General features: G+C 33.5%; 9 protein-coding genes. 1 reads left to right on the top strand and 8 read right to left on the bottom strand.

Going from position 1 to position 14,692, the window contains the following annotated elements; all coding sequences use genetic code 11:
* Positions 1 to 289: 289 nt before the first annotated feature.
* From B9Y84_RS13825 to B9Y84_RS13815, 3 genes are all read right to left on the bottom strand, one after another.
* Entirely contained in the window at positions 290 to 1,471 is a 1,182-nt protein-coding gene (locus B9Y84_RS13825) for a glycosyltransferase (protein WP_085517986.1), read from the bottom strand.
* A gap of 57 nt (positions 1,472 to 1,528) precedes the next feature.
* Positions 1,529 to 2,227 carry a TolC family protein gene (locus tag B9Y84_RS13820; RefSeq protein ID WP_085517985.1) on the bottom strand — a complete coding sequence of 233 codons (699 nt, stop codon included), beginning with the start codon at positions 2,225 to 2,227 and terminating at the stop codon, positions 1,529 to 1,531.
* Positions 2,228 to 2,326: 99 nt separating this feature from the next.
* Positions 2,327 to 3,754, bottom strand: a complete 1,428-nt coding sequence (locus B9Y84_RS13815) for an O-antigen ligase family protein (RefSeq protein WP_085517984.1) — start codon at positions 3,752 to 3,754, stop codon at positions 2,327 to 2,329.
* Positions 3,755 to 4,138: 384 nt separating this feature from the next.
* Between B9Y84_RS13815 and B9Y84_RS13810 the strand changes: the two genes are divergently transcribed.
* Entirely contained in the window at positions 4,139 to 4,702 is a 564-nt protein-coding gene (locus tag B9Y84_RS13810) for a hypothetical protein (protein ID WP_085517983.1), read from the top strand.
* Positions 4,703 to 5,017: 315 nt separating this feature from the next.
* Here the strand turns inward: B9Y84_RS13810 and B9Y84_RS13805 are convergent, their stop codons facing one another.
* The 5 genes from B9Y84_RS13805 to B9Y84_RS13785 form a co-directional block, all read right to left on the bottom strand.
* Positions 5,018 to 7,240 carry an exopolysaccharide transport family protein gene (locus B9Y84_RS13805; protein WP_085517982.1) on the bottom strand — a complete coding sequence of 741 codons (2,223 nt, stop codon included), beginning with the start codon at positions 7,238 to 7,240 and terminating at the stop codon, positions 5,018 to 5,020.
* 199 nt (positions 7,241 to 7,439) lie between these two features.
* Positions 7,440 to 8,522 carry an OpgC domain-containing protein gene (opgC, locus tag B9Y84_RS13800; protein ID WP_085517981.1) on the bottom strand — a complete coding sequence of 361 codons (1,083 nt, stop codon included), beginning with the start codon at positions 8,520 to 8,522 and terminating at the stop codon, positions 7,440 to 7,442.
* 144 nt (positions 8,523 to 8,666) lie between these two features.
* On the bottom strand, positions 8,667 to 9,968 hold the full coding sequence (locus B9Y84_RS13795; RefSeq protein WP_085517980.1) for a PD40 domain-containing protein: 1,302 nt from the start codon (positions 9,966 to 9,968) through the stop codon (positions 8,667 to 8,669).
* Positions 9,962 to 11,005 (bottom strand): PorP/SprF family type IX secretion system membrane protein, encoded by a 1,044-nt coding sequence (locus tag B9Y84_RS13790; protein WP_176223803.1) that lies wholly within the window; start codon positions 11,003 to 11,005, stop codon positions 9,962 to 9,964. Before B9Y84_RS13790 ends, B9Y84_RS13795 begins: the two co-directional genes overlap by 7 nt.
* A partial coding sequence (locus tag B9Y84_RS13785) for a putative Ig domain-containing protein (RefSeq protein ID WP_139828041.1) occupies positions 10,986 to 14,692 on the bottom strand: 3,707 nt, incomplete at its 5' end. The genes B9Y84_RS13790 and B9Y84_RS13785, both read right to left, overlap by 20 nt.

The raw sequence follows: 14,692 nt of genomic DNA, 5'->3' as shown, positions 1-14,692 counted from the left end.
TTCAATTTAGTGAATTTCAATGAAAATGTTGCTGCAAGTATTATTTGGCGATTAGGCTGACTAATCAATACGTGATCAGGTATGTGACTTTAGATGTTATTAAAAGAATTGCTCAGAAAGCGTTTGAACATTTAAGCTGTAAATTTAATGGAATTATTCATTGATATTTTGGGCTTAAAGGACTTAACACTCACTCACTCATGAAATGGTGCAAGCCTGTCAGCTTTTGAAGGCAATTTGTAGAGTAGTAAGTCTTGCACTTTGTAGCATACCAATTAAAAGAGCTATACTATTGCTCTTTTAAAATTTCCCAAAATTGACTTACTCTTTTAGGCCAGGTATTCTCTTTTGCAATTTTAATTCTTTGTGAAATTTTTGTGGAGGTATTATTACTGATTTCCCAATCGATTAAATTTGAGAATTGCTCAGGATTCTCAGCTAAAGAAATGGAATGTTCAAAATTTGTAATGTCTTCTGAGAAATATGTTGATACAACTGGTAGTCCCATCGCTAGGTATTCGTTAATTTTTAGTGGATATATTCCTTTTGTTAACTCATTACATTTAAATGGTATGATCGTACAACTACTGTATTTTAAAAAAGAAGGTATTCTTTCAATAGGTTGTGCACCTACAAATAAAATATTTTTGTAGTGCCTAAGGTCTTGAATTATTTCTTTAGGTAGGGAAATTGGGCCGATAATAAGTAGTGTTTTGTCTTTATGATTGGATAAAACAGTTTTTAGAATCTCAATATCAGTTCGCATGTCAAGGTGGCCAACAAACGTAATTATTTCCGTACTAATGTTTTCTAGTTCTTTTGGATTGTCATAGTTATTGTCGAAGTTGAAAATCTGTAAATCAGCTGCATTTGGGAGGTGATAAATCTTTTTAGAATATTTTTCACCAGCTTTTTTTAACATAAGTGATGTGGCTAGATTTACATCAGCTTTTTTCATTAAATCTGGTTCTAACCAGACCCCATGTTTTTTAACATAAGCTGATTCTGAAATATTGTCGACAGTATAATAGATGCTGAGAATTGGTTGGATATGGTTGGTATGATCAAAAAATGGATTAAATATATTGAGATAGATGAATTTTTCCCAGTTCAACTTTTCTAAGCATTTGTTTAAAGAATTGAAAAGTATCTTTTCATTTATCCTCTTTAATTTTTTATATAAAAAGTTTTTAGGTAGAAAGTTGATAGGGATTGTTGCTGGAGGATAGAAAATAATTAGATTATCGTTCAGATACTCGAGGGTATAGGAGAAGAATTTGTTTTTTATAGCACCTGGTTTCTTTTTCTTAGAAACGCTTAGCAAGTAGTCCTTCCAAGTAACCGGTTTATCGATGTAAATAACTTCTTTCTTTTCACTAAATGCCTTGGCCAAAGAGAAGGTAGTGGATGAATATTCCCCATCCCATTTTGATAGTGCAAGAATTACTATTTTACTTTTATCGAGTTCCAATGATTTTAAGAATGGCGGTGATGACGATTTAAGATGATGATATTAAAAGAAGATGTTTTAATTAATGTTCTCTAATGGAACACCTATCATTTCTTCTAAAGTTAGTTTAGCGTTTTTGTAGTCTCTTTCTGCCTGAAGAAGAGTTATCTTCCTTTGATTTAGGTTGTTGAAACTAGCAGTGTACTTATCATAAGTTTCTTCTCCTTGTTCAAAACTTTCTTCAACAATAGCATGATTGGTTTCTGCATTGTCCATCGCTAACCGTTGTATTTTGTAAATTTCTTCTACTAATAAATAATCATTATACGCTTGTAAAACATTTCGCCTAACTAATAATTTGGCAGCTTTTAAATCATTTTCGGAGATCTCTATTAAGATTTGATTTTGCTTATTCTCCAATGGGTTCAGGAATAAGTCTCCCAAAGGGAACGACATGCTGAAATTGTATTTTGGGAAAAATAAGGACCTATTCCCTAAATCACTGGAAGGATCGATATTAAATTCATTTAAGTTAGCACCAAACCTTAAGTTAGTTAATCCTCTTCTTCTTGATATTTTTAAATCTATTTGCGAGATTTCCACTTGTTCCTGTTGAGTAATGTTGTCAGGGTGATTCTTCCAAGCCAGCTGAACTAATTTTTCTGAAAATTCTATATTCTCGCTATTTGGAGGTAATATAATTCTGTTATAATCTACATTTTGAGCAAACAAACTAAGTCTAAAAGCTAGCAAGCATATTGCGAAGAGGATTCTCATGAGTTTTTATTTAGTCAATCTTACAATTATGCAAAATTATTAAAAATGTTATAATGATTGTTATAAAAGTAAAATAATATCGCTATTAAGAAATGGTGCTTATGCATCGCCTTCCAGAGTAGTGTCTACATCTTTAAGTTTGATCATTAAAGCGAAAGTTGCCATTACTAGAATATTTATTGGTTTTTGATACAGTGCATCTTGTGTGTAATGAGCTACTGATAACCCTAAGAAAGGCACCATGTAAACCATGGAGTATACTTTTAATTGAGGGTCTTTAAGGTAGAAATAATTACGAATACCTTTGATGACAACTGCTGTATTTAAGGATATTACAATTAGTAAGCCTATCCAACCCATTTCCAAAGCTGTTCGAAGATAACCGCTATCAGGCGAATAGAAACCTGCTAATGGATGCCCTCTAGAGTAACGTAAACCCTCATTTCCTGCAGTGTTTAAACCTCCACCTATTGGATGAGATTTGACATAACTTTGCAGTCTAATTCTCTTTGCATCTCTAACGTACATGGAGGCATCTTCAGATAATTCAAAGGTAGATCTCATTCTATTAATGGGACCACTATAAAAAGGGCCAACCATTAGAATGACAAAAATCATGACTAAGACGAAACTTGCTATAAGGATTTTCGGGTTTCTAAGGTTGGCTATTATAAACAAGACAGTTCCTATCAAAATCATTGCGTAAGCAGTTCTTGTTCCTGAAAAAGACATTCCAAAATACATAATCAAGGCAGCTCCTAAGTAACTTGATTTTTTTGAGAAACTACCTGGGCCAATAGCAAGAATTAGTGAGCCTGTACCTGTAAAAGCTAGAAAAAGCCCATATGCCGATGGATCCGACAAAGTAGAAAAAATTCTAATATGCCCCCAAATGTGATATAGTTGGAATCTTAGGGGATCAGCGGTTAACCACTGATATTCAAAGTTTCGGAAGCCAACGTATTCCTGAAAAACACCATACATAGCGACAATCAATCCGCTTAAGATCCATAAGTTGGTGAAGTTTTTTATACTCTCTTTGTTTTTAAAGAGATGAATGAAAACATAAAAGAGTAGGAATAATATGATAAATCTAGCGGCATCGAACCAAGCCATTATGCTTACACTGTTCGGGTTGGCAATTTGTAAGAGAAAGTATGAGTAGAATATAAATTGTATGATGACAATTGGCTCCGAGGTTTTCCAAAGAAATCCTTTTTGGCTTTTTACTTTTATGACCATTGCTATAAAAGTGAGCAGAATGATAAGATCATATAAAATCCCATAGGGAATCATGTCACCTAAAAGTCTACTCAGAAGAGAGAAAAGGCATCCGTAGATAAAAACTAGATACATTCCAGTTTGATAATTGACCATAGTGATGCTAACAAAAAACAAGGTTAGCAATACTAAAATTAGCATGGGTGCGATTAAATAAGAAATATGTACCATCAGATATGGTAATATTATTGCAATCAATACTAAAGTAGAAATTAGAAGAAGAGTACTTTTATTTATTGACTTCATGTTACTTATTCAATCAGAGTTATTTTTAGAAAAATAATCAGATAGATTAGGATTACGTAGCTGATGCATAGAAAAATATTGATCTTCTTAGTAGCAGCAGTACTTTTCTCTTGTTTTTTTTCTTTTCTGGACGGGGCTTTCTTTTTCATAACAAATCGTGAAGAGTGGAGCTCTTAATTTTACTTAAAATATAAAAAGAGTAAGGAAATTAGGTGATAATTTTGCTTTGTCTATTACAATTCAAATCTAACTTAATTCAACACGCTACAATAGGTATTTATCGAAATTACTGATTTTGTTTTGAAATTAGTTATGATAAAAAAAATTTTTTGGTCAAGTATTTATTATTTAAATTCCATATAAAATCTATCAACTGCCTATTTCATGAAAAAGAACAAGATCATAATCGTTGTATTTTCCTTAACTACATTACTTATTACAATTGGCTATATGGGGTACCTATATGTCTATCCAAAAATTGTTGCTGATGCTATTGTGAATAAGAAATATGCTTCAATAATTCCTGAACGGTATAAAAATGGGTTCAATTTAATTACTGATTCAATAAACAACAAAGTATCAGATGTGATGAAAATTTCTGAGGATAAGGGAATTACAATTGATGATTTGTTGAAGGCTATTGATGAAATTAAAGAAGAGGATGTTCGAGATGCTCTGGAAGAGCTGTACAAAACCGATTTACAGTCAATTGAGCAAGTTTATAGTATAGGCAGAAAGCATATAAAATTTCAGGCTTTTGATCCAGATCTTTTGAAAGATTCCTTTCTCAAGCACGTGAAAATGCATCATGTAGAACGAGGACTGAAATACATCAAGAAGCATGATTTAGAAAATCAATTAGATGTGCAAAGCGGTAAAAGAATTGCGAAGCAGATAATTATCCAGAAACAGGAAAAAATAATGAAAAAATCAAAAGTGAAAGAATAGCAATTTTGTAGGGGTTAATCCACATCTCACACCTTTTCTTTTAATAGCTGTTTAGAGAGTACTTTTTGATATTTCCTATGACATTATTGTTATCAGAGTTGCTTAGATCTACTATGTACTTTCAGGTAGTAAAGTTCTAGGCTTTTGTAAATTCGAAGGTACAGCATTTCTTAATTTTCTAATTTGCCATTTTACTATTTACTAATTATATCTTGTCAAGATATGTTGGTAATATTGCAAGGCTTTTGCAACTGTCTGGCTTTCCAAATTGATAAAAGCGTACTAAGTATCTAGTAATCAAAATTGTAACTGATCTTAAACATTGATATTTTTTGGGTCAATGTTATTAAGTATAGCACCGGTTAGTTTGTCACTTAGAGACTCAAAAAATTCAATCGATTCTTTATCCATTTGCCTAATAGATGATTCTGCTGAGAAAATCGGGATTATCTTATCTACATATCTCATTAGTTCTTTGGAATCGGAGTATTCATTTAAAGAAGGACCTTCGAGCAATATATAATCGAAATTATTTTCTAGTGCATCTACTAAACTGTGAAAGTCTTTATTGTGAAAAATCTCCTCAGGTGAATCGTTTCCACCTGTATTTCCGATTATAAAAATATTTTTATACTTTGTTGGTGTTACAAATTCAGTTTCATCGATTTGTGGATTATCGATTTCGGGGTTATCTCCTTTCTCAAATATTTTTAATTCATCCGAACCTCGTGATTTTTGATCAATGTATTTTTGGTTTTTCTTAGGTACCACAAGCCATTTTGTTAATGAATTATTTTTGAAATTAGTATCAACAATCAGCACCCGTTTTTTCACAAGGCTCAAAACAAAAGCTAAGGAGAAGGTAATAAAAGTTTTCCCTTCTTTTTCATTTGGACTAGTAACTAAAAATGTCTTACCACCTGAATTTTCTATTTCAAATCTAATCTTTCTTAAAAAATGTTTAAATAATTCAAGGTCTTTATCTTCCTGCTTTTTACTAAATAAAGCAGGGAAGTTCAATTTTTTAGTGTCAATTTTAATTAGGGTTCCAGCAAGTGGTAAACCTACCTTTCTTTGATACTGATCTACCGTTTTTATGCTACTATCTAATACTTCAATTGCAACTATCACAAATACGGAAAGTCCCAAACTTGCAATACCAGCCAAAGCGACTATTAGTAATCTTTTTGAGCGTTCAGGACTAGCTGGGGGTGAGGCTTTATAAACCTGTCTAATTGTACCTGAGGATGCCATTAGCTTATTTTGCGCTTCATTATATTTATTTACGACTGCTAAGTACTCATCGGACGCTACTTTTACATCTCTTTCCAAGGTGTTTAAAATAGCCTCATTACTAGCATAGCCTGTCATGCTTCCTCTCAATTTATATATCTTTTCATTGACGCTGCTAAGCCGTGATTGTTGTACCTGAATATTAATTTCGGTATTGCTAATTTCTTCTTGAATTTCGGCTGCGGTCATGCTACTAGCTTGAGCAGAGGTACCTCCCCTTTCCATCATGCTTAACTCCATCCTATACTGTTGTCTTAATAGGTTAAGTGAATCAAGAAGATTAGCGTTATTAGTAACATTACCTATAAAACGCTCATTCATTATGTCAATTTTCTTTTTTAGATCAATGATTCGTTGATTTGAAGTAGATCCTTTGTCATTACCACCGGTTTTATTAGACAAACTTGACTTCAAACTTTCTAATTTTAATCTAAGTCCATAAATCTCATTATTTATCTCATCTCTTTGACTTTCGAGGGTATATACTTGGCTTAATTGGGTTTCACCTTGCGGTTGACTTGAAACCATATTATGTTGCGATCTGAAAGTCTGCAATGCTTCAGTTTTGTTATCAAGTTCCTCTTTTTTTCTTTTTACCAGTTCTTTGATGAAAGCTACTGATTCGCTGGTCGACTCCTTTTTAGATGTAACGTAATAGCGTAAAAGCTCTTCACAATAAGTGTTTACTGTATTGGCTGAAAACTCAGGGTCTGGTGATACAAATGACACATTGATGTAATCTGTATTTGGAATTCTTCTTATTTCAAAACCTTCGTTGAATCTGCCAAATGTTAAATTAAGTTCTTTCAATGCCTTTATAACTAATTGAGCATTTTCCTCATTGATATTTAAGGTTTTTTGTTCTAAGAGTTTGTCATTTAATAGGTTTAGAACGATTTCTAATTGCTGATCTGTAAAGGAAGTTAATGCAGTAATTTCATCGGTCTGAATTTTTTGTAGTTTGTCTACGGCTATACTGTATGATACCATATTAAAAACAGTACCTGATTTCATAGTCGCCAATAGATTGCTGAATTTGACATCGGCCTCTCTTAAACTAAATTTTTCATCTGTGATACTTACACCCTCATTGGTAGTAAACCCCGTGGCTATTTGCGTACTGGCCTTATAAGTGGGTTTTAAACTGCTTGTAAATACAATTGCTGCAATAACGGAAACAACGGGAATCATTATGATAATCCACTTTTTTCTCCACAATACTCTTAATAGGTATAAGATATCCATTATTATATATTATAATATTTTTTAATCAAATATGGTAAAAAAATGTGCCATTTAACAATTGGAGAGCCGGAAAAGGCAATGACTCATATTCAATCGTTTCTTGGTTTCATTTCGTATACAAAACTACAGTGAAATCTTATAAATCACATCAATTTTATGAACTGATTCTATGAAGAGAAGCTTGAATAACACTCTGAAATTATTTATTTACATATTTTAATTTCTTTTCATTCCTTCTGACTTGATAATTTTCGTATAAAAACAATATTACATAAACGAATAGTATAAAACCAAATGAAGCAAGTAAGCTAAATGAATAATTTTTTGCTTTCGTGTATATTAGATTCAAAATTATATTCCCTAATGTAAAGGCACTTAGAGAATTTCTGCCAAATACTAGTAGATACTTAGTCCATGGTTTTAGCTGTATCCCCACAGGAATCAAAACAGAGAAAATCAGTACTAAAATGATGGCAAGGCTCAAGGATACAAGAAAATAAAGCGGGTGATTATTGTTTCTAAAGGTATTTGAGAAGTAATTTTCGATAAATTCATTCCATGGAGTGAAAATCAGGTATATAGCAATACCAAGTACCAATAGAGATAATAGCGTAAGATTCATTCTAGGAAACTTCCACTTGTCTTTAAAGTCAATAAAATTAGCCGATAACATTCCTACAGAGACGATGGAAAGCGAATGCAATACACTAGGTCCACCACTATTTCCGATTCCCAACATGGAAGAAGTGAAATTATTAATATTACCATTTGTAACTTCTATCTGGCTTGTGATAGGGTAGAATAACCAATAAGAGCAACAAATGATAACAATTGGCCAAATCCCATATTTCTCTCTAAAGAGTAATAAAGGCATAGCTAAGATGATAAGGACGCAATATATTTTAAGAATATTACCGTAATGATTGTTTACTGCAAAAAAGGACGAGCCAAACAGACCAGTTATTGTCAAATAGCCTCCAATCAATCCAGCTAATGAGGTAAGCATGAAACCTAAGTAGCATTGAAGACTTCTTTTTATGAGCTGTGGACGTATAGAAGACAAGCCTTTTGATTTCAATCTTTTCAAATACACCAATTCTAACATCATCCCGAATAGGAAAAGAAATGTAGGAGTTGCAGAACTTGTAAAAAGCTTGATTGAAGCATATTGCTCAAAAGGGTAGTTTGTCCATATATTAAAGTCGTTTAGTGAATGATCAAAAAGCGCCAAAAAAATTGCATAACTTCTTGCAAAATCAACAAAATAAACCCTTTTCTTCATTATAATAGCTTATACAATTTATGGTAAATCTACAAATTAATATATTTTTAATCTAATTGGATTTCTTTTTTTCGACAAAGTCATCAGTGCCTGGCAAGTATCACACTCTTTTAAACCTAGAAGATTTGTTGTTGATTTTTATGCTTATTTAAAAAAAACAAAACGTACTAGAAAAATGATTTCATTTGAATACAACTCATTTTCAATGGTAACGCCTTCATATTGAATTCTTTGTTGAGGGATGCCATTTTTATTCATTTCTTTAGCTATAAAAAATGCAATATCTGATCCTGTTTTCACCATTTGCTCTGTATTGATACTTGGATGCGCACTCACTGTAATTCCTAGTTTCACCTCTTTATTAATTTTTAATTTATTAGATAAAAAGTAGATCAGTTCTCGAGCCACTTCGTTTTCTGAAATATTACTATTGACTTTTACTTCTATAGGTTGAAGTACTTTGAAGCCCAATAGTTCTTTGATTTCTTTTTGGCTTAGATAAATTCTTTCGCTGACACTGCTACCAATTACTACTGGCATAGTAGTCGATTTCTGCAGTTCTATTGGCTTGAATTTTACTTCATATATATCGCTCAATTCGTCCTCCCTATTACTGCTAAAGTACGCTAAACTATCACCATATTCACTGTAATAGCCATCAAATGCTTCAGAGTTAATTTTCTCTCCTAAGTTTTGAGGTTTGCTCCATACTGTCCAGCTTTTGTAGAGTCTTTCTGCTTTGTAAATATCCATATCTCCATACCCACTGTGGCCTTTACTTGCAAAATATAAGGTATTCTTATCTGCAGATAGAAAAGGAGATATTTCGGATTCAGGGGTATTGATAGTTGAGCCTAAGCTAATGGGTTTAGACCATTTGCCTGCATTATTTTTAGTGATAATATATAAATCTTCTTTCCCTGATCCTTTCTCTAATTTCATAGAAACTATTATTACTTCGTAATCAGGGCTTACATATAATCCTTGATACCCAGTATTAGGAATTCCTTCAAGAGAAATATTCTCTAACTTTGTCCAATTGCCATTTAATTCTTTAACAAATCGAATGCCTTTCTCTGGATTTTTAGGATTGTTATGATAGATAATTCGTTCTTTGGGATTTATTCCAATTATGAAATTATTCCGTTTATCATTCCAATCCTTCAGTTTGTTCTGTGCTATTGTCCACCTCAAATCACTTTTGTCAAAGGTACTGAGCCAAATATCCGAACCACTAAACTTACCACCCACATTAGATTCATGAAAAATCCGAGCAAAAAACAAACTGTCTCCAGTAGGACTCAATAGGGGCAGTATTTCCTCTGCTTCCGTATTGATATTTTCGGAAAGCCTCTTTACCGATTCAACTTGTTTTTGAGCAAAAACAGGGACATTTATTAAAAGAAATACAACGACTAAGATGTGAGTGAACAATAATCTTACCATGTATAAGGTGTAGATGAATTTTTATTCTTAAACAGAAAACTTAAGCTTACTTCATGAACTCCATTAGAGAACTCTCGTATAAAGCCTGTATAATAATCATAAGAGTAATTTATAAAAAAATTGCCAGGTATATTAAATCCAAACAATCCTGCCCATTTTAAATTATGATGCATTCCCATTCCTATATAGACTAATTCTTTATATTTCAGCCTTACTGATGATTTGTATTGACCACCAGTGGTTGCAAAGTAATTTAATTCTACATTTGGCAAAAGAGTCAATTCAGAATTTAAGTTCCATTTGTATCCTGCCAAAAGACTAAAATTTATACCGTCATTCATATATGCTGACATTTCAGTCGCTTGAAATGACTGAGTAAAAATAGAATTGGATACAAAACTTAAATATAGTTTGTCACTATAATAGGCTAAAGATAAATCCATTTGTACATTTGATTGTCTTCCAGAATTATTATTAATTAATTTCTGATATAACTCGTCATTAGCTTCATCCCGGACGGTAAGACTTTTTAATCCTATACTGTTCTGTTGGAATTTCAGTGCGCTTCCTAGACTCAAATTAAATGTTTTGTTTATGGGTAAATGATACGCATAGAATCCTTTAACTTCTGTTCTATCTAGAGGGCCTAGCTTAATAGAATTAAGTTGAAGTCCAACCCCCTGTTTCCTTCTGGCCGTTTTTGAGTTGTAAAATTCTTCAGCTCTCTCTGGATTGCTGAGGGTAAATGAGGAGTTTTTTAAGCTATTTCCTTCAGCTGCTTTGATGGGGTAAAAGAATCCTGCCTGTACATAACCAGACTGATTTCCATAGCCATTCAAAGCTTGGCGATACATGATATCAGCAGACATATTATTCTGTATACCTGCCATAGCAGGACTTTGCCATTCTATTGCATGAAATATTTGAGTGCGTGATAACACGTCCTGAGCGTAAACAGAGTCCAGCATCCCAAAAATCACTATAATAGATAGTGCAATGGCTTTTATTGCAGTTTTTTTATCTAAGGATTGTAACATTCCCTTCATATTTTCTCCGGCCATTATTTAATTTAATTAAATAAAAATAAGTACCTGACGGCAATTCTTGTTGATTAAAATTACCATCCCATTCACAATCATTTGCAGCACACTGGTATACTCTTACACCTTGAGTGTTATACACCGAGATATTCACTTGCTCAAAAGCTTCTAAATTTTTGAAATCCCAGGTATCGTTTACTCCATCACTATTTGGAGTGAAGGCATTTACAAAATCTAATTCAGGTAACACATTTGCTAATTGAACTTGTTTAGAAATTGCTTCGCTCTGACTTTCGCCATCACTTACACTGAAATTCACACTTTTTAAATCTGTATTATTTGAGCTTGGATTAATGTTTTGATAACTAACTGAACGTAAAATTAAATCATAATCGGATTTTGATGCTTTGCCTGTAATCAATAGTAATCCAGAACTTTTATTAAACTCGAAGGCAATATCATTGATGTTAAGATCGCTTAGAAATAATCTATCCTCTGCAGAAATATAATTTTCAGAGATTTGAACCCAAGCGGTGTCCATTGTCAAATTATCAATATCTGAGACTGTAATGGTTTCTGTTAAGGAAACGGGTTCTGAGCCTTGCACGAATTCTAAAATTGAATTTTCTATATTTGATAATAAAGGCTTATCATTTACTGTATCGATCTCCATAAGTATACTTGCTAAATCAGAAAATATGAAACCGTCACTTGCTGACCATTCTAAGTTGAGGTTACCGAAGAAGTTTTGAGGTGGAATGTACTGTACTGCTAGGCCTTCATTGAATTTAATTGCTTCTCCTGAATTAATTTCTGTACCATTTGATTGTAAGCTTCCTCTAGAAAAGAATAGCTTTATTTCCTTAATATCATCACCTTCTGGGTCATTAAAATGATTTGTGAATTCTGATTTTTCAAATTGATAAGTGATATCTTCATCTGTTTGAACAGTAAAATCGTTTACAACTGGAGGCTCATTTATTTTCAATAGAAATGATTGAATGCTACTCGCATTTTGCAAATCAGAAACAGCAATGAAGATTTCATTACTCATGGCGTCCTCTGGAACTTGTCCCTCAAGAATTGCTGTCCCATTTTTGTTATCAGTTAATATTAACCAATCTGGCCCTTGAGTTATTTCAATAGCTAATTCATCATCGGGGTCAGCATCAGAAACTGCAATAATGTATTGATAAAACTCATTGGGTTGAGCCCTTTCTATAGGATTAGAAGTAAATGTTGGCGTATCATTTATGGGAATTACCACTATTTGAAAAGATGTTTCAATAAAATTTATGGAGCTAGGACCATCATCTTCCACTTTAATGGTTATGGTAGCAATCCCAAATGAGTCTTGACGAATTTTATATATCAATTCTCCTTTATCATTTGGCGATTGATACTCGATGGAAAGTTCTTCAAATAAGTCAGGTAAATCTGTGGTTACACCTAACTCAATAGCTTGACTATTGTCATTTCCATCGGAAATTCCGGTTAAATTTATCTTGAAAGTTTCCCTTGAATCTTCATTTATGGCAGCAGGATTTGATATTGGATCAATAGTAGGGGCTATATTTTCTATTTGGACAATAATTTGAAATTGCTGAATATCTATTGCACCTGAATTATCCTTAGCTTGAATTTCAATCTCAAAAGGACTATTCTCTACCTCTTCAATTGTAGGAGTTCCACTTAGTAATGATTGATTGTCGAAGTTCAGCCAATCTGGTTTATTAAGGATTACAATTTCTACTATATCATTTTTGTCAATATCTTCAGTTTCTATAGTATACACATACAACTGATTCTGTACAGCGGTCAGGATAGGGGTCGAAATGATTGTTGGAGCATCGTTTACATTTTCAACTTCAATGATAAATTCCTGAGTGTTTTTTAATCCTAGGAAATCCTCGACCTCTATCGCGATTTGGTTTGTTCCTACATTTTCATTTTCAGGAATCCCGGTTAAAACCCAATTTTCTTCGTCAAGAGTTAACCAGTTTGGCAAAGTTAAAGCGCTAATCTCTAAGACATCACCTTCCAAATCATCAGCAGTCAATTGATATTCATAATTTTCATTTTGTAAAACTGCTGTTATAGGTGTTGAAGTGAAGAAAGGTGCTGTGTTGGGGAAGTCTATTTCAATTTCAAAAGTTTGGAAGCTACTGTCTTCATCAATGTCAACTGCTGCAAGTCTTACATTTTGAGAGCTATTCCTGTCATCATTTGTTGGAGTTCCTTGCAAAATAGCAGCACCTAATGGAAGGGCCTCTGTGGAAAAGGTTAACCACGAAGGTTTTTCAATTGCATAAACTGACACTTCATCTCCTTCATCGATATCTTCTGTGCTAATGGAATAGCTATAGCTTTCATTTACCACTGCTTCTACTACTGGTGAACTCGTAAACAAAGGAGGATCATTTACATTAAGTACTTCGATATCAAAAAATTGATTGGTATTGTTTCCATTGTCATCCGCTACTCTTAAGGCAATTCCATATGTCCCGATATTAGTGTTCGTTACTGATCCAAATAGCAAGGCTGTGCCATCACCATTATCATTTAAATTTAACCAAGAAGGCAATGATATAATACTTGAAATGCTAAGTGCATCTTCTATGTCATAATCATCAGCAGTAACCAAATATTGGTACTCTTGGTCTTGCAATACTTCAGTAATGGGTGAACTGGTAAAGAAAGGTACGTCTTGCACTTGTGTTAACTCTAGTTCAAAGGCATCTTCAACAAATAAGCCGTTGGGATCAATACACCTAATAGTTAAAATGCTAGTTCCATTGGCATTGGGTTCAAAGCTTAGAGCTAATAGGTTATCTGTTATTGCAACCTGAGAAAATAGTACCGGATTGGAATTGCCTTGAATTTCAAAGGTTAAGTCAGCATTATCATCATCAACGTCATTAAAATAATTCAATAAGTTGAGTTGCACAGGACCACCATCTTCTGCTTCTTGTTGATCAGGAATGCCGGTGCTGGTCGGGGCTGAATTGATTACTAATTCTGAAACTAATTGGCCGAAATAGTTATCCTCTACTATATTCACTTCGACCGTATATGAGCCAGCGCTTGAAGGAGGGCTTGTACTTCCATCGTAGGTAATAGTAAAGCTAAGTCCTTCGGGTTGTGTGCTTACTGTCACTTCTTTAGGATTACCATCAAAATTTTGTAAAATATTTGAAACTTGAATGTCTGCTTGCGCTTTTAAAACTTCAAAGGTCCTGCTTACAGGTAAGGCAGGTTCAAAGTTGGTATCACCAGCCTGGGTTGCCTCAACGGTTATTTCCCCTGCCCCAGAAATGCTGAACGTGTTTCCAGTGATAGATCCTTGTCCTGAACTGATTGAAAAGCTAACGGGCAATCCGCTTTCACTGCTTGCAGATAATACAAAATCGCTGTCCCCAAATGTTTTATCCTCAATGGCATCAAAGGTGATGGTTTGATCTGCTTTAGCGATGTTGAGGTTTCCAGCTGAATAGTTAAAAGCATAATTAGCTGATACTCCACCGGAGACTGAGATGACATAATCACCTGCATCGCTGTTCAAACCTGCCATAGTGATGGCAGTTGGTGTAGTGGTTAAATCCGTTTGGTCTTCACTATTGACAAAACCTGAGTAGCTGATGGATAGTGCGGGGATCGCATCCCCGTAAACGATGTTTTGGTCAT

It is taken from the genome of Marivirga sericea, from assembly GCF_900177665.1.
GTDB lineage: Bacteria > Bacteroidota > Bacteroidia > Cytophagales > Cyclobacteriaceae > Marivirga > Marivirga sericea.
Note: the sequence above shows the minus strand (reverse complement) of the source record. Positions and strands in the feature narration are given on the sequence as shown.

Excerpts from the sequence above, each read along its gene's own strand:
- B9Y84_RS13790 (WP_176223803.1), bottom strand. The coding sequence starts at position 11,005 with ATGTTACAATCCTTAGATAAAAAAACTGCAATAAAAGCCATTGCACTA.
- B9Y84_RS13795 (WP_085517980.1), bottom strand. The coding sequence starts at position 9,968 with ATGGTAAGATTATTGTTCACTCACATCTTAGTCGTTGTATTTCTTTTA.
- B9Y84_RS13805 (WP_085517982.1), bottom strand. The coding sequence starts at position 7,240 with ATGGATATCTTATACCTATTAAGAGTATTGTGGAGAAAAAAGTGGATT.
- B9Y84_RS13815 (WP_085517984.1), bottom strand. The coding sequence starts at position 3,754 with ATGAAGTCAATAAATAAAAGTACTCTTCTTCTAATTTCTACTTTAGTA.
- B9Y84_RS13810 (WP_085517983.1), top strand. The coding sequence starts at position 4,139 with ATGAAAAAGAACAAGATCATAATCGTTGTATTTTCCTTAACTACATTA.
- B9Y84_RS13820 (WP_085517985.1), bottom strand. The coding sequence starts at position 2,227 with ATGAGAATCCTCTTCGCAATATGCTTGCTAGCTTTTAGACTTAGTTTG.
- opgC (WP_085517981.1), bottom strand. The coding sequence starts at position 8,522 with ATGAAGAAAAGGGTTTATTTTGTTGATTTTGCAAGAAGTTATGCAATT.